This window comes from Acinetobacter sp. UBA6526, from assembly GCF_002434875.1.
Classification (GTDB): Bacteria; Pseudomonadota; Gammaproteobacteria; order Pseudomonadales; family Moraxellaceae; genus Acinetobacter; species Acinetobacter venetianus.
In genome coordinates this window covers 1-22,748 of sequence record NZ_DJLC01000211.1, presented here as the reverse complement: position 1 = coordinate 22,748, position 22,748 = coordinate 1, and the positions used below count along the sequence as shown (strand labels likewise).

The following is a 22,748-nucleotide window of genomic DNA, read 5'->3' as shown; positions in this document are numbered from 1 at the left end:
CGATTCATCTTGATATTGATGATGCAACGATGGCACATCGCCGTACCGTACAAGATGCTAAAGGCTGGCACCCAGCTGAAGAGCGTAAGCGTAAAGTATCTAAGTCGTTGAAGATTTATGCGATGCATTCAACCAGTGCCGCGAAAGGTGCAGTACGCGTTTTGTAAAATTCCTTTGCTGATCTAAATGCTCAGCATCGCTCTCCTTGTAATGCCATCGTTGTGTTACAAGGAGAATTTTTTGATGTTTGATTTTTATAATATAAAATACCCTTGGTTCTCATTTAACAGTACACTTGGGAAATATATCTTCTTTTCTATCATTCATTACGCTTAGAGGCGATTGACATGTCTTTGTTACGTCGTTGGTTTGATCCCATCCGATCGAGTTGGTTCTATCAGAAACCTTCTCGTCAGGCGGTTTTACCTACGGAACAGGGTTTAAGCATTTACCTACGTCTAGACGATGTTTATAGCTATCTTGCGGTGCAACAACTTGATCAGCTCAATGAAATCTTGAGTGATGAGCTCAAGCCGCTGAAAGTGATTATTTCGAGGCAAGATGCAGAACCTCCGAATGGCATGTCTGCACAGGATTGGCAGCAATATTGTTTAAATGATGCCAAAATTTTAGCCAAACAGCATCGTTTTGGCTTTGACGATACTCCCGAAATTCCAAGCGCAGAAGCATTACAACAAGCTGAAACAATTCTAAGAAATACGCCGTTAAGAGAACAAAACTTCCTACATCTACTTGAAGACGTCTTTCATATGTTGTGGCAACAACAATATGGCAAATTGCGTACCTTGCATACCATGGCCAGTAAACACCAAACCCCGCAGCATTATCCCGAACGTATTTTTAGTGACGTTCCAGTAGCTGCGAGTTATTTCGAATTTGGTGAGCGTAAATTTCAAGCCGTTGATGATTTATTGCGCTTAACACGTCGCCTCAAACAACAGAAGTTGCTGACAGGAAATCCAATTTTCTTGATCAATCATATCGAATGGCGTGAGCATTTGATCAATGATGGCGAGGCACTGAATGAAGTGCAAGCGATGCATCCAGAGTTAGATCTTTATATTGCACTTGAAGATCCAATGAGCTGGTTATTGTTGGCATATATCAAAGAGGAACTGGCCAATTATTATAATATTCAGTTGAAAGTATATCCTCTGAGCTATCATGGTCGAGATTGGTTTGATTGGAGCTTAGCAACACGTGTATCTAAGCGAACACAAGTTGCCTTTACACCGTTCTGTCGCCCAACCAAAGAAGCCACTTATGAAATGGCTAAGCTGTTTTATAGCGTGCCTGAAGAGCAGCAAGTGGATGTTGTACATCAGATATTAGAAAGTGTTTGGACACACGGTAAAGACATGTCCTTCAAAGCACATTTCCAACGGATGCAAAAACGTTTAGAGATCGAGCAACTGACTGAGCAAGATGTTGAAGTCTTGTTAAAACAAAATGATGAACTCTGTCAGCAAAAGCATCAGCCTGATTTTCCAGTCTTAGAATTGCGAATTGACGGGCAAAGTTATGTGTTTAATAGCTTATATCGTGTTTGGATGATCGAGAGCATCATCAGTAATGTGTTAGAAGATAAATACAAAATGGCCTCAAGCTCTGCCTGAGGCTGACTCCCAAAAATAAGAATAGGGCAGCACCTCAGTTTTTCGTAGCATAACTCCGATCTATCCGTGGAGTATGTCTGTGACCTTTATCGCAATTATTGTATTCGTCTTTATCTTCGCAGGGATGATTAAGGGCATGATCGGTCTCGGTTTACCTGCCGTGTCGATGGGGCTATTAACAATTGCAATGAGTCCTTTTCAAGCCGCCTCTTTACTCATAGTCCCATCCATGATGACGAACATTTGGCAGCTATTTGCAGAGGGTCGTGTTTGGACATTTATCTGCCGCTTTTGGTCATTGCTGATTGGAATTGTGGTGGGTTCTATTTGGAGTTTCTTACCGACCTTGAATCAAAGCCATGGACAAAGTAGTGAGCTTTTATTGGGCAGTATGTTGGCACTGTATGGTATTTACGGACTGTGTGTAAAAGCATTACCTGATCTCAGTCGATATGAAACTTGGTTATCCCCTGTAGTGGGCTATATCGGGGGAGCTGTCACTGTGGCAACTGGGGTGATCATTATTCCTGTTGTGCCTTACTTGCAATCTTTGCATTTGCAACGCGATGAGCTGGTACAAGCTTTGGGATTAACCTTTACCGTATCGACGATTTGCTTGGCTGTTTTTTTACATCACAACCCAATGGCTGGTTTCACACTCGATTATCGTCTTTCCATTGTGGCTTTGGTTGCGGCCTTAGTCGGGATGTGGTTGGGTAAAAAAATTCGCTATCAACTCAATGAACAACGTTTTCGCCGCTTATTTTTTATTGGCTTGGTGGCATTAGGGGCTTATATGTTATCGCATTAAGCGCTATTCGGATAAAGGGCGATGCTGCAATAAGAATTCTGCAAATTGTTGGTAATTCAAAGAAAGTTGATTGAAATCCTGTGTGGCGAGTAATAGTTTACGGTTCGCCCATGCCCCTCGCAATTGTACCGTATGAAAATGATAGTCAGCTTGCAAGCGTTGCGCTGCACGAGCAGGCATGATGGCAATTCCAACGCCCTGATCAACAACTTCGGCAATAGCGGAAAAGTTAGGCAATCGCAAACGGTACTGAATATTAAAACCAAGTAATTTTGCTTGGGTTTCAATAGATTGTTGCAAAGAATGATGTGGCATTAAACCAATGAATCCATAGTTCAATGCATCGAGTAAATTTAATTGTTCAGAGTGTTGTAATGCATGAGCAGCAGGACATATCAAAACCAAAGGATCACTTGCAAACTCTTGTGTTTGCAGATGTTGTGTATCAAAAAAACTAGAGACTAAACCAAGTTTGGCTATGCCTTTCGTTAATGCCGCAACAATATCGGAGCTTTCAGCCTCATGTAAGTCGATATTAATTTCAGGGTGATGCATTAGATATTGGGGTAACAAGGTCGGCAAATATTCACTTTGTGCCGATGAGTTACACCATAACGTTAATGACTCAGGCACTTGCTGCCGAAAACGCTGCATGTCTTGTTCGAGTTGCTGCTTTTGAACCAGTAACAACCGCGCATGTTCAGCCAACGCATGTCCAGCGCTGGTCAATTCAACCCCTGTACTATGTCGAATAAATAGCGGTGTATCGAAATATTGTTCGAGCTTTTTAATCCGCTCACTGGCTGCTTGTAGGGAAATAGCAGAACGCTCAGCGCCTTTGGTCAGACTGCCTGTTGTTACGATGTGTTGGAGTAATTGGATATCAAAAAAATCAAAACGCATATGAGCAACGCATTGAAATGCAAAAACTCATCATACTAAAAATGCTTGAAATAAAGATAGGGCAGCCAAAATAGTTTGATTGACTCAGCATTTGTCTGAAAATAAGAAAAGATTTAATCATTGTCTAAAGGATATTGTTCAAATAATTGTACGATCCAATCGATAAAGACTCGCTGTCTCGGTGACACTAAAGTTTTTGAAGGATAGAGTAAAGAAACAGGTAGAGAGGGAACTTGATATTCCGTCAATAATGGGCAGAGTTCGCCACTCTCGATGTCTTTTAAATGACCATAACGAGGAACTTGGATAATCCCAAAGCCTTCTGCGGCGGCTGATGAATAGGAATGAGCTCCATTCACTTGAATCATCGATGTTAAATCATAAGTCTCTAGCTGTTGATTGACGATAAATTCTAGAGGGAGTGGTTTTTGTCGAGCAGTCGAGTAAAAACCAATCATAAAATGCTGTTTTAAATCGTTTAATGTGTTGGGCGTACCATATTTTTCTAAATATTTGGGGCTTGCGAGTGTTACTTGCTGAATATGTCCAAGATGTCGAACCACCAGTTCACTGTCATTTAAATATCCAATACGAATAACGCAATCAATGCCTTCCTTAATCACATCGACATAGCGATCACTCTCGGTGAGTTGTAGCTGTATTTGCGGATATTCAGTTAAAAATGCATGTAGCTTTGGAATAATAAAGTGAGCAGCAAAAATCCCATGTACTTCAATTTTTAATGTGCCTTGTGGCTTAGCATGTAAAAAGTCATGATCAGACTCATCAATATAACTCAGAATGTATTTACAACGTTGATAGTAAAGATTGCCCTCATCCGTAGGGTTGACCTGACGTGTCGTGCGAAACAAAAGCCGCGTATTGAGTTGCGCTTCGAGTTGTTTAATCGCATCCGTGATTGTTGAGCGAGGTAGGTTCAGGAGTTGAGCTGCTTTGGTAAAACTTCTTTGCTCGACCACATGTATAAAAACAGACATTGCATTCAATTTATCCATGTCACAGTGCTCATTATTTTGTTCGGAAAATTCGGACAAACATGCCGAAATATGATGGATTATCTTCTTTTATAAGAACAGTAGCATAGATCGTATCCAAAGATAAATTTTTTGATATGAGGTCAAATATGGATACTTTAGTAAAACCAGCTGACGACAAAAAAGTGATTTTAATTACAGGTGCATCGCGAGGTATTGGTGCTTTTACTGCTGCATTATTGGCGCAGCAAGGGCATAAAATTGTGATTAATTATGCCAATAATGATGCCGAGGCAACACGGGTCGTTACACAAATTGAAGCGCTCGGTGGCGTTGCGAGTTGCTTTAAAGCTGATGTGAGTAAGTCCCAAGATGTTAGCGCACTATTTGATTATGCCATTCAAAGCTATGGCAAAGTAGATATCCTCATTAATAATGCAGGCGTGATGAGTTTTAAAAAGATCGAGGCTTTGGATGATGAGACGATTGAACGAGTGCTCGCGATCAACCTGAAAGGTTCGCTATATACCATGCGAGAAGCTGCAAAACGACTTGAACATGGTGGCAAGATTATAAACCTGTCGAGCAGTGTGATTGGAATGAAGCTTGAAGGCTATGGGATTTACACTGCGTCTAAAGCGGCGATAGAGTCGCTGACTGCTATTTTAGCGAAAGAATTAAGAGGTAAAAATATCACGGTGAATGCGATTGCTCCGGGGCCGACAGCAACAGAATTATTCTTTGAAGGCAAAAGTGATGAGTTAATTGCTCAGCTTAGCAAAGCGGCACCTTTAGAGCGTTTAGGTACGGTAGAAGATATTGCCGCCGTGATTCAATTTGCGGTAAGCCATCAAAGTGATTGGATTAATGCACAAGTCATCAGAGCAAATGGTGGCATTGTATAGTTCTAGATTGCATAAAAAAGGCAGCTTACGCTGCCTTGGTTTTCTAGTTTTTATCTTTTAGGCTAAACAATAAGTTCAGGAAAATCGCAGCAAAAGTTGCGGTTCCGATCCCACCTAAATTGAAGTTACCAAAGAGCAGTTCGAAGTTACCTGCACCTAAAATAATGGTGACAGAAGCGATGATCAGATTTTTATTATTAGAGAAATCGACTTTATTTTCGATCCAGATTTTTGCGCCAGCAATGGTAATTAAACCAAAGACGACGATAGAAGCACCTGTCAGTACCGCCGTTGGGATGGTGCTAATCACTGCGCCAAACTTTGGTGAAAGACCTAGAAAAATCGCAAAAACACCTGCAATCACAAAGATAATCGTCGAATAGACACGCGTCACCGCCATGACACCAATATTCTCGCCATAAGTGGTCATGCCGGGTGCTCCGACACTGCCTGATAATGTGGTTGCGAGACCATCTGCAACAAAGGCTTTACCCAACTGAGGGGTTAAGTTTTCACCTGTCATTGCACCGACTGCTTTGATATGACCAAGGTTTTCAGCGACTAAAATCAAGGCAACTGGCGCAATAATCAAAATCGCGTTTAAATCAAATTTCGGATGCGAGAACGTTGGAATACCAAACCAAGGCGCAGCAGCGATTTGGGAGAAATCAATCGGCTTGCCATATCCCAGAAGATTGGTTGCAATTGCATAGATCGCATAAGCAATCAATAATCCAACGAGAAGCAATAAACGCTGCAATAAACCTTTGGTAAAGACTGCGATAATGCCCATACTGAGTACAGTGATCAGTGCCATCCACATTTCAAACGGTTGACCTGCAACACCTTTAATCGTGACAGGAGCAAGGTTGAGACCAATGATCATCACGATCGCACCTGTAACCACAGGTGGCATCAATTTTTCGATCCAGCGTGTTCCTGTGAGCATCACAGCAAAGCCAATCAACGCATAAAAAATACCGCAGGCAACAATACCACCTAAGGCGATGGCTAAATTTGGATTCGCACCTGAGCCTGTGACATGACCTGTTGCGGCTGCCACAACACCAATAAACGCAAAACTTGATCCCAAATAACTTGGAACACGTCCTCCCGTAATAAGGAAGAAAATAATGGTACAGATCCCTGACATGAGGATGGCAAGGTTAGGGCTAAATCCCATCAACAGTGGTGCAAGAACAGTTGCTCCAAACATTGCGAATGCGTGTTGAACCCCGAGCACCGCGCTTTGTAAGGGCGGTAAATATTCATTTGTCGCAACAGGGCGATGATCAATCTTTCCCTGATACGGCTGCCATTTTGGAAACCAATTTGACATAGATGAGACTCATTATGTGATATCAGCGCGTATCATACTCTGTCTTAAATCACGCTTTCACCTATCCTCGTCTGAGAATATTGAGTGCTAAGGCTTTGAAGTTGATAATTTTTACCTTTTGGTAAAATAAGCATTAAAATAACTTATCGGATTTATTATTTATTTTGTGTCGATCATATGAAAAGTGAAATAACAACTTGAGAAAATAAATTTTAAAAAAATTCTAAAAATTTTTATAAAAGTGGAATATTTTGCCAATCGAGTCATCAACAGGCATCATTTCTGCTGATGACTCATTCAAAGAGCATTTAACCTGTATTACGTAAACCTGCTGCAATCCCTGCAATACTGACCATAAGCGCATGATCAATAGGGGTGTGTTCAGATTGATGAGTACTTAAATACAAACGACGACGCTTCATCAATTCTGCCTGTAATAGATGTAATGGCAACAGATAAGGTTTGCGCACCTGCATCGATTGATCAAGTACCTCATTATTACTGAGTAGCTTAGATTCACCTTTGAGACTTAACAAGGTATCTACGGCATTTTGTAGACGTTGGCGTAGTTCAACGCCAAGCAGTTTTAAGTCTTGGTCTTGGGTGAGGTGTGACTCGTAATACAGCGCAATATCCGCATCTGATTTAGACAACACCATTTCCAGCATGTCGATCAGGGTTTGGAAATAAGGCCATTGTTCTAACATCTCATCCAGTGTGTTTTTGTGCTGCTCATGGACTTGATTAATCGCCGTCCCTGTTCCTAGCCAAGCAGGGAGCATGAGACGAATTTGTGTCCATGCAAACACCCAAGGAATGGCGCGCAGTGACTCAATGCCACCACTGACTTTACGTTTGGCAGGACGTGAGCCGAGCGGAAGCATTTGCAGCTCAAGCTCAGGCGTGACTGTACGCAGATAACTCACAAAATGAGGGTTTTCACGGACGGTTTGACGATAGACTTTTACTGATAAATCGGTCATTTGATTCATCAATGCACGCCATTCTTGTTTCGGTACAGGTGGAGGTAAGAGTGTCGCTTCTAATGTTGCTGCGGTATAGATTTCTAAGTTCTGTAAGGCAATGCCTTCTAGTCCGAATTTAAATCGAATCATTTCACCTTGTTCAGTGACGCGAATCGCACCTGAAATCGATCCAGGTGGTTGAGAGAACAAAGCTTGTTGTGTCGGCGCGCCGCCGCGACTAATCGAACCACCACGACCATGGAATAATGTCAGTTGCACACCATGCTTTTGAGCGATCGCCGTGAGTTCTTCTTGGGCGCGATACTGTGCCCAGTTTGCTGACATAAAGCCTGCATCTTTGGCTGAGTCCGAGTAACCAATCATGACCTCATGTTTTGCATGAATATGTTGCTTATACCAATGCATACTAAACAGCGTATCCATGGTTTTTGCTGCGCCGTCTAAATCTTTCAGTGTTTCAAAGAGTGGAACGACACGTAAGGGTTGCTGAATCCCTGCTTCTTTTTGCAATAACAGAACAGCAAGGACATCACTTGGATATTCAGCCATAGAAATGATATATGCACCCAAACTTTCAGGCGGTTGTTCCGCTAAAGTTCGCATTGTTGCAAATACTTCCAATACATCAGGATGCTGAATCAGGCTACCTTCAGGCTCATTTAAATATTTTGGCAGCAGTGGGCGCTTACTTTGTAATTCTTGGATCAGGAAATTTTGACGCGCCTGCTCAGTCCAAGATTCGAAATTGCCGAGACCTAAATACTCCGTAATCGCTGAAATGGCTTGGCGATGTCGCCCAGATTCCTGACGAATATCGAGTTTGAGTAGTTCAATCCCAAAACAATTCACCCGATAGATGAAATCTAACAATTGACCATTGGCAATTTCGGCTAAATTACTGTCAACCAAAGAGCGATAGCACAGCAATAATGGTTGTAACAATTCATCTTTATGACGAATGATATTTCGATCATCTGCTTCTAGACCTTGTAAACGTTGCCCTAAGCAATAACGAGTTGCTTTTAAACGTTCACGTGTTTCACGCAAATATTCACGATACGGTTCAGGGTGTGGCTCACCTAGTGCTTGCGCGAGTTCTTCAGAACAATGCTGAATCGACAGTTCCCAGCGTAAGTTTTCAATATCACGTAAATATAAGTCCGCTGCTTGCCAACGAGACAGCCATAATACTTCTTGCGTGATTTTATGGGTGACATTTGGATTACCGTCGCGGTCACCGCCCATCCAAGAAGCAAAGCGAATCGGTGCAACGGTCAGCGGTAAGCTTTGCTCACAATGTTGTTGTGTAAGCTCATTGAGTTCACGAACGAATTTGGGAACTGCATTCCATAAGGTCTGCTCAATGGTTGCAAAACCCCATTTAGCTTCATCCACTGGGGTTGGGCGATGTTGACGAATTTCATCTGTTTGCCATGCCGAACTAATTAATTGCTTCAATGTCGCAAGGTTTTGTTGGCGTTCTCGTGGGGTCAACTTTTGCTGATCAAGCTGAGACAGGCAATCGGTAATATCATCATATTTTTGAATTAAGGTACGACGACTGACTTCGGTTGGGTGTGCAGTGAGTACTAACTCAATTTTGAGATCACAGAGCTGTTGGAACAGTTGTTGTTCGTTGATTTGTTGGGTTTTGAATTTTTCAAATAAGTGCGGTAATGGATTCGGGCTTGGTGCTTGTTCATCAAACTCAGCCTGACGACGGCTACGAACCACATGATATTGCTCTGCGATATTGGCGAAGTTGAGAAAATGAGAGAAAGCACGGGTGAGAGGCAAAATCTCTTCATCTTTTAAGCCGAGGAAAAGTTGTTCTAATTGTTTTTCTGCTTCGATTTGACCGTCTCGTGCGCCTTTGGCGAGTGCACGGATTTGCTCAATTTGATTAAACAAATCTTGCCCAGCATGTTGCTTTAAGGTTTCACCAAGTAAATTGCCCAATAAGCGGACATCTTCACGTAATGGAGCCGTGATTTGCTGAATCATTCTATTTCTCCTGATGTTCTCATTTGACTATAGCGCGATTGAGAGACATTCCAAGTGGAGAACGTAAATAAATGTGAAATTTATTTAAATTTTAGTTTGATATTTAAGCAAAAATAGCTCAACTGCTTGTTGAATCATCTGATCGATTTCAATTGTTGTTGGTACAGTGTCTAAACCTAACAACACCCGATAGTGACGTAAGCCCAGCATTAAGGACACGATCATTTCTGATTGCTTGAGGGGATCATCTGCTTGGATAAAGTTTAAGTGGATGGCTTGTCTGAAAAAATCACACCAAACATTACTCATCCGTGTATGTGATGCATCAAAAAACTGTTGGGTCAGAGGACTCTGTTCCGCGGCGAGTTCAAACAGGACACGATCAAGTTTCAGCGCTTCAGGAAGATAAATAATACTGAGTGTACGGTGACACATCACATACAGCGCTTGTTCAAAATTACTTTCCGCTGTTAAGACAATTTCTTTGGCACAAAGGGATTCCTCACAACTTTCTTCAATCGCACAAATAAACAGATTGGCTTTGTCTTGGAAATGGTTATAAACCGTCAGTTTAGTCACGCCCGCGTCTTTGGCAATTTGATTCATATTGGTGGCGTGATAACCCATTTTTAAGAAAATAGATTTTGCAGCCTGAAGGATTTTGGCTCTTTTCTCTAAATCTTTTGGGCGACCACTGTTGTTTTGCACGCTGACATTCTCTTTTAATTAAATTAAAAATCAATTAAATAACTTTAATTTTTAATTAATGTACTCATGGGTATATTAATTAAAAAATAAACAATCTATCATGATATTCATATTGTGCCTTAAAAAATCAATCTGAATAAGAGCGAAAAAGAGATGAATCTGCTAAATCATGTAATTGTGGGGTTGCTCGTACTCAGCAGTGTCACTTTATCCGCATGCCAAAAAGAGGTTCCCAAGACTGAGGAAATTCCCTATGTCATGGTGACGCAACCGAGCAGCACGCATGTTGACCAAAAGAGCTATGCAGGAGATGTGCAGGCGAGGCAAGAAACGGCTTTGGCATTCCGTGTCGGGGGACAAATTACGGAACGTTATGTTGATGTGGGTGATCGCGTTAAAGTTGGGCAAGTCTTGGCAAAATTAGATGTTAAAGATGCACAGCTGCAAATGAATGCTGCAAAAGCACAATTGGATAGTGCGCAAGCCGCAGCAAAAATTGCAGCGCAGGAATATCAACGTTATCAGCAATTACTTCCAGTTAATGCGGTGAGTCGTTCGCAATTTGATGCGATCAAAAATCAGTACGAATCAGCGCAGGCAACCTTGCAACAAGCACGCTCGAATTATCAAGTGTCTTCAAATCAAACTGGTTATAACCAACTTGTCTCTAATAAAAATGGTGTGATTACCCAACGTCAAATTGAAATCGGACAAGTCGTCTCTGCTGGACAGCCAGCGTATCAACTTGCAATTGATGGTGAGCGTGAGGTGGTATTTGGTGTACCAGAACAAGCAGTCAGCCAAATTAAAGTCGGTCAGTCGGCTTGGGTCACGCTATGGTCACAACCTGAAGCACGATTTGCCGCTAAAGTTCGTGAGGTTTCGCCCGCAGCAGATCAGTCCAGAACATTTACGGTGAAAGTCTCGTTGTTGGAAGGGCAGTCTTCGATCCAACTGGGGCAGAGCGCACGTGTCTTTTTTGTCACGCAACAAAACAATGTACTCAGCGTGCCTTTATCTAGCGTCACTGCCAATGGTCAAGATGCTTATGTATGGGTTGTGAATACGAATAATACCTTACGTAAAGTGGCTGTGAACTTGGGGGCTTATGGACGTGATAGTGTGCCAATTGTGTCAGGTCTCAAGGCAAATGATTGGGTTGTGGTCGGTGGTGTACATTTACTTCGCGATCAGCAAAAGATTCATCCTGTAGATCGTGATAATCGTGAAGTCACAGTCAAAACGGGAGGTTAAACATGAAATTTAACCTTTCAGAATGGGCACTTAAGAATAAGGGCATTATTCTCTATTTTATGCTGTTACTTGGCATTGTAGGGATCATGTCCTATTCGAAACTCTCACAAAGTGAAGATCCACCATTTACCTTTAAAGTCATGGTCGTCCAAACCTATTGGCCGGGAGCAACCGCGAAAGAAGTTTCCACGCTGGTGACTGATCGCATCGAAAAAGAACTGATGACTACGGGTCAGTATGACCGCATCATGGCGTATTCTCGCCCTGGTGAGTCTTTGGTGACTTTCGTTGCCAAGGATTCGCTACCATCAAGCAAAATTCCTGATGTTTGGTACAACGTCCGTAAGAAGGTCAATGACATCCGTCATCAGTTACCGAGTGGTGTACAAGGTCCATTTTTCAATGACGAATTTGGCGATACCTTCGGCAATATCTATGTCCTCACGGGCAAGGATTTTGACTATGCAGTAATGAAAGAATATGCCGATCGTCTACAACTGCAATTGCAGCGTGTTAAAGACGTGAGCAAGGTCAATCTCGTTGGCTTACAAGATCAAAAAATCTGGATTGAACTTTCCAACACCAAAGCGGTTCAGCTCGGCGTCCCTGTCACTGCCATTCAAGAAGCGATTCAAAAGCAAAATGATATGGCATCTGCGGGTTTCTTTGAAACAGGTACAGATCGTATTCAAATTCGGGTCAGTGGACATTTACACAGTGTTGATGATCTGAAAAAACTGCCATTGTTGGTGGGTGATAAAACCATTCAGTTGGGAGATGTTGCCGAGATTTACCGTGGCTTTAGTGAACCTGCGCAACCTCGTATGCGTTTTATGGGCGAGAACGGGATTGGTATTGCGGTATCGATGCGTAAAGGCGGTGACATTATTGCTTTGGGTAAAAATCTCGAAACTGAATTTACCCAATTGCAAAAGACTTTACCTTTAGGTATGGAGCTGCAAAAAGTTTCTGATCAGCCCGTCGCGGTACAACGTAGTATTCATGAGTTTTTAAAGGTATTGGCTGAAGCAGTCATTATCGTGCTGTTAGTGAGTTTCTTCTCACTGGGTTTTCGCACAGGTTTAGTGGTGGCACTATCCATTCCACTGGTGCTTGCGATGACTTTTGCAGGCATGAATTTATTTGATGTCGGACTACATAAAATTTCTTTAGGTGCTTTGATTCTCGCATTGGGTCTGCTGGTCGATGATGCCATTATCGCGGTCGAGATGATGGCAATCAAAATGGAGCAGGGCTATAGTCGGCTCAAAGCTGCTGGTTTTGCATGGCAAACGACTGCTTTCCCAATGCTGACAGGAACACTGATTACCGCAGCGGGTTTCTTGCCTATTGCCACTGCGCAATCTGGGACAGGAGAATATACCCGTTCTATTTTCCAAGTGGTGACGATTGCGCTGATCGTATCGTGGATTGCAGCAGTTTTGTTTGTTCCCTACCTTGGTGAAAAGTTGTTGCCTGACTTCACCAAACAACAGCAACAAGCCGCATGGTATTTACGTCTATGGGCGAAATTACGTAAGCAGCCTGTGCCTGTGGTTGAGGCACATGTCCAACATCATGACCCTTATCAGTCGAAGTTTTATCAATCGTTCCGCCGTGTGGTTGAAGTTTGTATCACTTATCGTAAGACGGTGATTGCCGTAACGGTTGGGATCTTCATCTTTTCTGTCGCAATGTTTAAGTTTGTGCCACAGCAATTTTTCCCTCCATCCAACCGTGCCGAAATTTTAGTAGATTTAAAACTAGAGGAAGGCGCATCCTTGACGGCAACCGAGCAAGCCGTTCATAAAGTCGAAAAATTCCTTTCTAAGCAAAAAGGGATTGATAACTATGTGGCTTATGTCGGGACAGGTTCACCACGATTCTACTTACCGTTGGATCAACAGTTACCGCAGGCGAGCTTTGCTCAGTTTGTAGTATTGGCATCCTCTTTAGATGATCGTGATGAAATTCGACGTTCTTTAGAAACGCAAATTAAGCAGCTCTTGCCACAAGTGCGCACGCGTGTGTCATTACTCGAAAATGGCCCACCTGTCGGTTATCCATTGCAGTATCGGGTTTCGGGTGAGGATTTAGCGACAGTACGTCAATGGGCACAAAAAGTGGCCAAAGTGCTAAGTGAAGATCCAAACACCACCAATGTACATTTGGATTGGGGTGAGCCAAGTAAGATTATTGCGATTGAGATCGATCAAGATCGTGCACGTCAGATGGGTGTTTCTAGCGCTGATTTGGCAAATTTCTTAAATGCCTCAGTCACGGGTACGGTGATGAATCAATACCGTGAAAAACGTGAGTTGATTGAAATTCGTCTACGTGGTGATAAAACGGAACGTGCTGAAGTTGCTTCTCTAGCCAGTTTGGCGGTTCCAACGACTCAAGGCACGACGGTTCCATTAGCACAAATCGCGAAAATTGAATCACGTTTTGAAGAAGGCTTAATCTGGCATCGTAACCGCTTACCCACGATTACTGTTCGAGCAGACATTCGCACGCATTTACAACCTGCAACAGTTGTTCAACAGTTGGCTGATCAAATGCAGGCTTTACGAACTGACTTACCGAATGGTTATCTACTCGAAGTGGGCGGTACAGTTGAGGAATCGGCAAAAGGACAAAGTTCAGTCAATGCAGGGATGCCTTTATTCCTTGCGGTGGTGATGACTTTATTGATGATCCAATTGCGTAGTATGTCGCGTGCAACCATCGTGTTGCTGACAGCACCACTTGGCTTAATTGGTGTCGTGGCGTTCTTGTTATTATTCAATAAACCCTTTGGTTTCGTCGCAATGCTTGGAACGATTGCCTTGTCTGGCATGATTATGCGGAACTCGCTGATTTTGATTGATCAGATCGAACAAGATATACATGCTGGGCAAGCGCCTTGGGATGCGGTGATTGATGCAACCATGCGCCGATTCCGTCCAATTGTTCTTACTGCATTGGCTGCTGTTTTGGCGATGATTCCGTTATCACGCAGTATTTTCTTTGGTCCAATGGCTGTTGCAATTATGGGCGGTTTGATAGTTGCGACCTTATTAACCTTATTTTTCCTACCTGCGCTCTATGCAGCTTGGTTTAAGGTGAAAAAAACAACATATCTATCGTAATTATTTTGTGAATAAAGGTGCGAAATATTGAAAATTTCAATATAGTAGCACCTATATTTACAGACCAAAAAATAATTGAATTTCATTGCATGACAAATTTGGCAAAATGCATTGGATGAGGTGATATAGAGCATGGGGCAAGACAATATTGAGCAGCATCGCCGCTATGTGGCGATTTCTTACGTGTTCATGTTTCTTGCATTATTTACAATAGTGTTTGCAGCGTTTGCATACCTGTTAGCACGCAAAGTTGCGATTGTGGATAATGCAGAGGTATGGATACATGCGCATGCACTCTGGATTATGCGTAATGTGCTTCTATTTATCTTGATGGCATTTTTTGCCGCCCTTTGGTTTATTCCTCTATTCTTTTTTGCATGGGATAGCGCAACTTGGGTGACCGCAATGACGGTTGCTGGTGTGGTATTTAGTTCAATTGCTTGGTTGTTTTTATTGAATGCTTGGATTCAAGGCATTGCTAAATACTTTAAAAATAAAGCAGTTTTTTAAATTTATTGCTTTTTTATTGCGATAGACCTTGTAAATTTATCATACAGCCCCTATTAAGGCTCTGTTGACTTTAGAAATAAAAAGTCAGCAGAGCTTATTTGTTTGTATAGATTTAATAAATTCCGTGAGGAGCATCGCCAACCATGGCTAAACGTGATTATTATGAGGTTTTAGGCGTATCGAAAACCGCAGGTGATGATGAGATAAAAAAAGCCTATCGTAAGTTGGCGATGAAGTATCACCCTGACCGCAACCCTGACAACGCTGAAGCTGAAGACAAGTTTAAAGAAGCGTCTGAAGCGTACGAAGTTCTTTCAGATAGTGAAAAGCGTAGTATGTATGACCGTGCAGGCCATAGCGCTTTTGAAGGTGGCTTTGGCGGTGGTGGCTTTGGTGGCGGTTTTAGCGCTGAAGATATTTTCAGCCAGTTCGGTGATATCTTTGGTGGTGCGTTTGGTGGCGGTGGTCGTCAGCAACAACGTCAGCGCCGTGGTTCAGACCTTCGTTACGTGATGGAATTGACGCTTGAAGAAGCAGTCAAAGGCGTGAAAAAAACCATTACTTTCACTGCGCCAGCGCCATGTGAAACCTGTGATGGTAAAGGATCTAAAAATCCAAATGATGTAGAAACTTGCCGTACTTGTCACGGTGCTGGTCAAGTGCGCATGCAACAAGGTTTCTTCTCTGTTCAGCAGACGTGTAGTACCTGTCGTGGTCAGGGCAAGATTATTAAAAATCCTTGTAATACCTGTCATGGATCTGGTGTATCAGACCGTCAGCAAACGCTTGAAGTTACCATTCCTGCAGGTGTAGATAATGGTGATCGCGTACGTTTAACGGGCAAAGGTGAAGCGATTCGTGATGGTCAATCAGGTGATCTATACGTAGAAGTTGTTGTTCGTGAACACGAAATCTTCCAACGTGATGGCGCTGATTTATATATGGATGTTCCTGTGAGCATTGCCGATGCTGCATTAGGAAAAGAAATTGAAATCCCGACCCTAGAAGGGCGCGTGAGCTTGAAAATTCCTGAAGGCACGCAAACAGGCAAATTGTTCCGCTTGCGTGGTAAGGGTGTTCGTCCAGTACGTAGCAGCATGGTCGGCGACCTATTGTGCCGTATCGTGGTAGAAACACCAGTGAATTTAAATAGCCGCCAACGTGAATTGCTGAAAGAATTACAAGCTTCTTTTGATGGTGATGGTCATGCTTCATCTCCAAAGAAAAAATCATTCTTTGATCGCTTATTCGATTAATTTGCATCAACAAAAAAACCTGCTTCGGCAGGTTTTTTTGTGGGAAATTTTTTAGCGGAGCGACAGAGTTTTGCTATAGTAGCTGGATTGTTTAAATAAAAGACTGGGAAATATTATGTCAACTTCTCCACGCATTGGGATCTTGGGTGCAGGCGGACGCATGGGGCGTATTTTGATTCAAGCCGTACAACAGGCGGGTTATCAGCTTGCGGCAGCAGTTGAGCGTCCTGAAAGCAGCTTGGTGGGTGCAGATGCAGGGGAACTTGCAGGCATTGGCAACATCGGTGTCAAGATCGTGGGAAGTTTGAGTGAAGTCTTGAAAGACTGTGATGTGGTGATTGATTTTACTGCACCTGTTGCAACTGAACAGCACTTAAAGTTATGCCGTGAAGCTGGCGTTGCGATGGTAATTGGCACCACAGGGATGTCGGATGAGCAAAAAGCATTCCTTGATGAAACAGCAACACAGACACCTGTGGTGTACGCTGCCAATTATTCAGTTGGAGTGAACGTTTCGATCAAATTGTTGGAACTCGCAGCGAAAGTGTTTGGCGATACAGTTGATATTGAAATCATTGAAGCACATCATCGCCATAAAGTAGATGCTCCATCTGGTACGGCATTCATGATGGGTGAAGCGATTGCAGATACACTTGGTCGTAATTTGAAAGAAGTTGCTGTGTATGGTCGTGAAGGTTATACAGGGCCTCGTGACCGTCAAACCATTGGTTTTGAAACGATTCGTGGTGGTGATATCGTGGGTGAACATACCGTGATGTTTATTGGTGAAGGCGAGCGCGTTGAAGTGACACATAAAGCGACGAATCGTATGAACTTCGCTGCGGGTGCAGTGCGCGCAGCAGCATGGGTGGTAGGACGTGAAGCTCGTAAATACGATATGAAAGATGTTTTAGGCTTTAACGATATTCAAGTATAAAAAGTTCCTTTTTTGCACTATAAAAAGAGCTTGTCGAGCTTTTTACTGGATCGTTCTAAGTGAAAACAAGCTCTCTTCATCATTAAAACAATCGAGCATGACATGAATAAAAAGCATATTGTTCTTGCTACGCTGCTCAGTCTGACGAGCTTTGTCGTAACTGCTGCCGAAGCCCCAAAACTGAGTTTACATCGTAATAATATTAAGGTTTGGACGTACCAGACTGAAAATAATCCTGTTTTCCAATATAAAGCAGAAACCACATTTGATGTGCCATTAGAGCGTGCAATTGCTGTGGTTCTTGATGTTGAACGGACACCACAATGGGTACCTTATGTTGGGAAAGCACAGCTGCTTTCTCGAGATGAGAAGAAAGGTGAGTTTACACTTTATATGGTGCTTGATTTTCCATTTCCTCTGAAAGATCGTGATGTCGTGATTAAGGGGAAAATGACTAAGAATGCCGATGGCAGTATTAGTATTAAAAATAATGCTGTGCAAAATAATTATCCTGAACAGCCTGATATTATCCGTTTAACCAAATATGCGGGGGATTGGACATTCCAAAAACTTGCCAATAATAAAGTCAAGGTGACAACCACAGGTTATGCTGATCCAGCAGGTGCGATTCCTTTGAGTTTTGTGAATATGTTTGTGCAACAGCAACCCTATCAAATGCTGATGAAGATGAAGAAAGAAATTTATAATCCATTGTATGCGCAACCGAAGTTGCCCGATGTTTTAAAATAAAAAAAATGCCTGATTCAAATCAGGCATTTTTTTCAGTTAAATTTGAGGGCATTGCTGATAATCCGTACTTTCTTGTTGAGATAATTTAATCTGAATAAAAACTAGGATTAAGCCGATCCCTGCGAGTAAAGCACCAATCATCGACACTGCGGCATAACTTAGCCCCAGACTGAGTACCGCACCACCCGCTGCTGCGCCAATCGCATTGCCCAAGTTAAAGGCACCAATATTCACGGAAGAAGCAAGGCCAGAGGCTTCGTGTGCCACCGACATCACGCGCATTTGCAGTGGAGGCACGATTGCAAACGCTGCCGCACCCCATAGGATGAGTCCTAAAGCAGCACCGACTTGTGTTTGTGCTAGCAATGGAAAAATCAGCATCAGCACGATCAAGAGCAGCAAGGAACCAATCAGGGTTTTATTGAGTGATAAGTCAGCAAATTTTCCTCCAAAATGATTGCCAATAGAGAACCCAATCCCGATGAGCACGAGCATCATCGTAATAAAAGTCGGTGAAGCATGCGTAAATTCAACCAAACTTGGTGCGATATAGGTGTATAGGGTAAACATTGCTGATGCACCAAACACCGTCGTAAGTAATGCTAAGATCACAGGTAGACGAGTAAGCACACGAAGTTCCATTTTTACATCTGGTTTTTGACCCACAGAGCCAACGGGAAGTGCTTTCCACAGTGCGAACATGGTAATCACACCGAGTGCTGAGATGGCTAGGAAAGACATTCGCCAGCCAATGTTTTGCCCGACCCAAGTTGCCAAAGGCACTCCACCAATATTGGCAATCGTAAGCCCCATAAACATCATCGCGACGGCACTGGCTTGTTTATTGACAGGAACGACACTAGCAGCAACAACTGAACCTATCCCAAAGAATGCACCATGATTGAGGCTAGTGATTAAGCGAGCACCCATTAAGCTCATGTAGTTAGGTGCGAAAGCAGCAATCAAGTTCCCGATGGTAAAAATAGCCATCAATAGAATCAGCGCATTACGACGCGCAAAACCACCAAACCATAGGGTCATGATGGGAGCACCCAACATTACCCCTAAAGCATATCCCGTGATCAGCATCCCAGCACTTGGAATTGAAACACCGAGATCATTGGCAATGTTCGGTAATAAACCCATAGGTGAGAATTCTGTCGTTCCGATAGCAAAAGCGCCTATTGCCAATGCAAGCAAAGGCAGATTAATGCGACTACTCATATTATTTGTCCCATTCTGGCGCCCACGCTTGGGGATCAACTTCTCGGCCATTACGTTCTAATTGAGCAATCATTTGCATTTCTTCTGCACTCAGTTTTAAGTCTTGTGCCTTTAAGTTGCTGATTAGATTCTCACGTTTAGTGGATGAGGGGATCACGGCATAACCTTGTTGTAAGGCCCAGGCTAAAGCGACTTGTGCGCTTGTCGCTTGGTGCTGTGCTGCGATTTCCAGTAGGGTTGGATCATTGAGTACCTTGCCATAAGCAAGGGTCATATAGGACGTTACATCAATATTTTGTTCCCGTAGATAATCGACTAAATGCTGGTTCTGCAAATAGGGGCTCAGCTCAATTTGATTGGTTGCGATATGTTCAACACCAATGCTGTCAATTGCTTGTTGGATCAAGGCAATATTGAAGTTTGAGATGCCAATCTGTTGAGTTAAACCTTGTTGCTTTGCTTCCAAAAGTAGCTGCATGACTTCTGGAATAGAAACGCCGAGTTTAGGTGCAGGCCAGTGGATCAGGGTGAGATCAACTGCATCGGTACGTAATTTTTGCAAGCTATCTTTTAAGCTTGGAATCAGTTTATCTGTGGAAAAATGATCGACCCAGATTTTCGTCGTTAAAAAAATCTCTTTACGAGGAATACCACTTTCAGCAATTGCCTGACCGACTGCTGCCTCATTTTCATAAATCTGAGCCGTATCAATGGCACGATAACCTACATCCAAAGCTGTTTTGACTGAATTAATGAGGATTTGATCATTTAAACGATAGGTGCCTAAACCAAACTGAGGAATTTGCATATTCTTCATCTCATCTTTTAAATGCTCCACGGAGCATATTTTGCTAATGATCGAAATTTTGCATGGATTATCATTGCTAAAAAATATATGGATTAGCAAAATATAGTTGACTAAATATCAATAATGGACAGCATGAATGAAATCAACAATTGAGGAGTTACTGACGTTTATCACGATTGTCGATACAGGTTCTTTTATAGCGGCGGCAGAAAAATTAGAACAAACCTCATCTGGGGTAAGCCGTGCATTGAGTCGATTAGAAGCAAAACTTGAAGTGACTTTGTTGGAAAGAACCACGCGTAAATTGAAACTGACACAGGATGGTCAAAACTTTCTTAATCATGCCCGTAAAATATTAAATGATCTCAATGCTGCTGAAGAAGCACTACAAAAATCGGATCAAGATACAGCTGGACTAATTCGAATCGATTCTGCCAACCCCTTTATTTTGCATGTGATTGCACCGTTGATGCATGCATTTCAACAGCGTTATCCGAATATTGAACTTGAATTGAATAGCAATGATCAAGTGATTGATCTATTGGAGCATAAAACGGATGTCGCATTTCGGTTTGGTGAGTTACATGACTCAAGCTTACACGCCAAACTGTTGTGCAAAAGTCGCATATATATCGTGGCAAGTCCTGACTATTTGGCGCGTGAAGGAATGCCTCAACAAGCTTCAGAACTTTTGACACATGAAGTGATCGGTTTCTCTCGACCAGTTAGGGTGAATCAGTGGCCGATAAAAGTCGAGGGTGAGTACTTTTTCGCGAAGTCTAAAATAAAAGCCTCAAGCGGTGAAACGGTTAGACAGTTGTGCTTACGAGGCTTAGGGATAGCACGATTATCTGAGTTTGAGATTTGGAAAGATTTACAAGAAGGTCGTTTAGTTGCGCTGTTTGAAGATCAAATTGAGCACTCTTATCAAAGCATCCATGCTGTTTATTATCAACAAGAGCATTTACCCAAACGTGTGCGGTTGTTTATTGAGTTTCTGAGCGAGCAACTAAGTCAGGGTTTCTCGGTGTGTCGCTAGTTGGCTTAGGTAAAATAACTTCCAAAACTTGAAGGTTTTTCCCTGTCGGTTGCGCGACAGAAACGACAATATGTTGTTGTTTCAATGTGCATTCAAGTTCTACTGTTGGCAGTAATAAACCCGTTAAAACCAGTCCGTTTTCATTTGGTTTTTTATAGATCAGCTTTAATGTGTTTTGCTCAGCTTGGTTTGGAATCTGCTCTAATTTCCAAAACTCATAGGTCTGCTGATTTTGTGTTTTGAGATACCCTTCAGAAAGTGTCTTACATATTTCCTGTTGCTGATGTGTTTTTTGATCAGTGATTTGGCATCCAGTAAATACAAGGCTGCATAATATAAATAAGACTTTATTTTTCATTGCTTTATCCTCCTGTAGTTGATTTTTATAGCTTAACGGTGTTGTATAAACCAATACAGATACAGAAATTTCTAAAAAAGCAGTACAGAAATGAGTTTTCAATATCAAAGATTGGCAGATCAACTTGCCCATAAGATTTATCAACATGAGCTTCAGCCTCAACAAAAGCTGAGTTCTCTAAGAGAATTTGCTCGTCAGCAAGAGGTGAGTTTGAGCACAGCTCAACAGTGCTATGAGTTGTTGGAGGCAAAAGGGCTAATTTATGTCAAAGCAAAATCAGGTTATTTTGTTAGCCCTCGACAATATCAAAGTGCTATTCCTGATAGCCCTCAATTCGAATCAATGCCGAGACAAGTGTCAAATTTAGACCTGCAAAATCAGATTCAGACCGCTTCGATACAAAGCCATTTGACACCGCTGGGTGCGATTCAGTTGTCACCACATCTGATTCCAGTGGATGGTTTGCGCCGCTCTTTACAACGTGCGCTCAAGCATTGTCAGCCTGAGGATTTCTTATATTGCAATAAGCAAGGGCATATGCAATTGCGTCAGGCACTGTCTGATCATTGGCGTGAAGATGGGATTTATGTGGCGATTGAGGATATTTTTATTACCAATGGTTGTATGCCTGCTCTTTCATTGCTGATTCAGCAAATGACCAAAGAGGGCGATAGCATTCTTATTCCTACGCCAACGTTTAATGGTCAACTGCAAATGTTGGCGGGGTTAAAGCGAAAAATTATTGAAATCCCTGCGGATCATCAAGGGATTGATCTTGAGCGACTGGAATCGTTTATGCGACAGGGTGCTGCGAAATTATGCTTACTCACCGCTAATTTTCAAAATCCATCGGGTTATTGCCTAAGCAATGAACAAAAGCAGCATATCGCTCAGCTGGCCGAGAAATACCAATGCTTTATTTTAGAAGATGATATTTATGGAGAATGTAGTTTTCAAAAAGAACGACCATTGCCGATTCGCTATTGGGATCAACAAGGCTATGTGATTTGGTGTGGCTCGGTGTCTAAATCGCTATCCAGTGCTTATCGCGTTGGATGGTTTTGTTTAGGACAACAGTTGCAGCATTTACGTCCACAGTTGATGGCAAATAATGTTGGTGTGAATACACCGTTGCAATTGGGTTTGGCAGATTTTATTTATAGCCGTGGTTATCGCGAGCATTTGGAGCGCTT

20 protein-coding genes are annotated in these 22,748 nt (G+C 42.5%); 12 read left to right on the top strand and 8 right to left on the bottom strand.

Features of this window, described 5'->3' with window-relative positions:
• From B4237_RS14400 to B4237_RS14390, 3 genes are all read left to right on the top strand, one after another.
• The coding region (locus B4237_RS14400) for a hypothetical protein (RefSeq protein ID WP_286943683.1) at positions 1-167 on the top strand (167 nt) is incomplete at its 5' end.
• A 180-nt stretch (positions 168-347) separates the two neighbouring features.
• Positions 348-1,637, top strand: a complete 1,290-nt coding sequence (locus B4237_RS14395; RefSeq protein WP_286943680.1) for a hypothetical protein — start codon at positions 348-350, stop codon at positions 1,635-1,637.
• Between the two features lie 79 nt (positions 1,638-1,716).
• Positions 1,717-2,448: a sulfite exporter TauE/SafE family protein gene (locus tag B4237_RS14390; RefSeq protein ID WP_278595826.1), complete on the top strand. Its 732-nt coding sequence runs from the start codon at positions 1,717-1,719 to the stop codon at positions 2,446-2,448.
• 3 nt (positions 2,449-2,451) lie between these two features.
• Here B4237_RS14390 and B4237_RS14385 read toward each other — a convergent pair whose 3' ends face one another.
• A complete protein-coding gene (locus B4237_RS14385) occupies positions 2,452-3,351 on the bottom strand; it encodes a LysR family transcriptional regulator (RefSeq protein ID WP_004878214.1) in 900 nt (299 codons plus the stop codon).
• 113 nt (positions 3,352-3,464) lie between these two features.
• A complete protein-coding gene (locus tag B4237_RS14380; protein WP_278595825.1) occupies positions 3,465-4,367 on the bottom strand; it encodes a LysR family transcriptional regulator in 903 nt (300 codons plus the stop codon).
• A gap of 128 nt (positions 4,368-4,495) precedes the next feature.
• Here B4237_RS14380 and B4237_RS14375 point away from each other — a divergent pair, with 128 nt between their 5' ends.
• Positions 4,496-5,251: an SDR family oxidoreductase gene (locus B4237_RS14375; protein ID WP_278595824.1), complete on the top strand. Its 756-nt coding sequence runs from the start codon at positions 4,496-4,498 to the stop codon at positions 5,249-5,251.
• 43 nt (positions 5,252-5,294) lie between these two features.
• Here the strand turns inward: B4237_RS14375 and B4237_RS14370 are convergent, their stop codons facing one another.
• The 3 genes from B4237_RS14370 to B4237_RS14360 form a co-directional block, all read right to left on the bottom strand.
• On the bottom strand, positions 5,295-6,590 hold the full coding sequence (locus tag B4237_RS14370; protein ID WP_278397620.1) for a solute carrier family 23 protein: 1,296 nt from the start codon (positions 6,588-6,590) through the stop codon (positions 5,295-5,297).
• A gap of 308 nt (positions 6,591-6,898) precedes the next feature.
• Positions 6,899-9,580: a phosphoenolpyruvate carboxylase gene (gene ppc / locus B4237_RS14365; protein ID WP_278595823.1), complete on the bottom strand. Its 2,682-nt coding sequence runs from the start codon at positions 9,578-9,580 to the stop codon at positions 6,899-6,901.
• 84 nt (positions 9,581-9,664) lie between these two features.
• Positions 9,665-10,288 (bottom strand): TetR/AcrR family transcriptional regulator, encoded by a 624-nt coding sequence (locus tag B4237_RS14360; protein WP_278595822.1) that lies wholly within the window; start codon positions 10,286-10,288, stop codon positions 9,665-9,667.
• A gap of 153 nt (positions 10,289-10,441) precedes the next feature.
• Here B4237_RS14360 and B4237_RS14355 point away from each other — a divergent pair, with 153 nt between their 5' ends.
• From B4237_RS14355 to B4237_RS14330, 6 genes are all read left to right on the top strand, one after another.
• Positions 10,442-11,542, top strand: a complete 1,101-nt coding sequence (locus tag B4237_RS14355; protein ID WP_278595821.1) for an efflux RND transporter periplasmic adaptor subunit — start codon at positions 10,442-10,444, stop codon at positions 11,540-11,542.
• A 2-nt stretch (positions 11,543-11,544) separates the two neighbouring features.
• A complete protein-coding gene (locus tag B4237_RS14350) occupies positions 11,545-14,673 on the top strand; it encodes an efflux RND transporter permease subunit (protein WP_278595820.1) in 3,129 nt (1,042 codons plus the stop codon).
• Between the two features lie 132 nt (positions 14,674-14,805).
• The gene (locus B4237_RS14345; RefSeq protein ID WP_004878205.1) at positions 14,806-15,183 is read left to right on the top strand and encodes a hypothetical protein; all 378 of its coding nucleotides are present in this window, start codon (positions 14,806-14,808) and stop codon (positions 15,181-15,183) included.
• Positions 15,184-15,326: 143 nt separating this feature from the next.
• Positions 15,327-16,439 (top strand): molecular chaperone DnaJ, encoded by a 1,113-nt coding sequence (gene dnaJ, locus B4237_RS14340; protein WP_007479798.1) that lies wholly within the window; start codon positions 15,327-15,329, stop codon positions 16,437-16,439.
• 115 nt (positions 16,440-16,554) lie between these two features.
• Complete coding sequence (dapB, locus tag B4237_RS14335) at positions 16,555-17,376, top strand: 4-hydroxy-tetrahydrodipicolinate reductase (RefSeq protein WP_004878202.1); 822 nt, start codon at positions 16,555-16,557, stop codon at positions 17,374-17,376.
• 102 nt (positions 17,377-17,478) lie between these two features.
• Positions 17,479-18,126 (top strand): START domain-containing protein, encoded by a 648-nt coding sequence (locus tag B4237_RS14330; RefSeq protein WP_286943673.1) that lies wholly within the window; start codon positions 17,479-17,481, stop codon positions 18,124-18,126.
• Positions 18,127-18,162: 36 nt separating this feature from the next.
• Here B4237_RS14330 and B4237_RS14325 read toward each other — a convergent pair whose 3' ends face one another.
• On the bottom strand, positions 18,163-19,350 hold the full coding sequence (locus tag B4237_RS14325; protein WP_278595819.1) for an MFS transporter: 1,188 nt from the start codon (positions 19,348-19,350) through the stop codon (positions 18,163-18,165).
• 1 nt (position 19,351) lies between these two features.
• Entirely contained in the window at positions 19,352-20,158 is an 807-nt protein-coding gene (gene dkgB, locus B4237_RS14320) for a 2,5-didehydrogluconate reductase DkgB (RefSeq protein ID WP_278595818.1), read from the bottom strand.
• 136 nt (positions 20,159-20,294) lie between these two features.
• On the opposite strand from dkgB, the gene B4237_RS14315 reads away from it, so the two are divergent.
• Entirely contained in the window at positions 20,295-21,197 is a 903-nt protein-coding gene (locus B4237_RS14315; RefSeq protein ID WP_061397158.1) for a LysR family transcriptional regulator, read from the top strand.
• On the opposite strand, the gene B4237_RS14310 is transcribed toward B4237_RS14315, so the two are convergent.
• On the bottom strand, positions 21,145-21,555 hold the full coding sequence (locus tag B4237_RS14310) for a hypothetical protein (protein WP_007480793.1): 411 nt from the start codon (positions 21,553-21,555) through the stop codon (positions 21,145-21,147). The genes B4237_RS14315 and B4237_RS14310 overlap by 53 nt on opposite strands.
• Positions 21,556-21,645: 90 nt before the next feature.
• Here B4237_RS14310 and B4237_RS14305 point away from each other — a divergent pair.
• Positions 21,646-22,748: PLP-dependent aminotransferase family protein (locus tag B4237_RS14305; RefSeq protein WP_286943669.1), on the top strand; the 1,103-nt coding region annotated here is incomplete at its 3' end.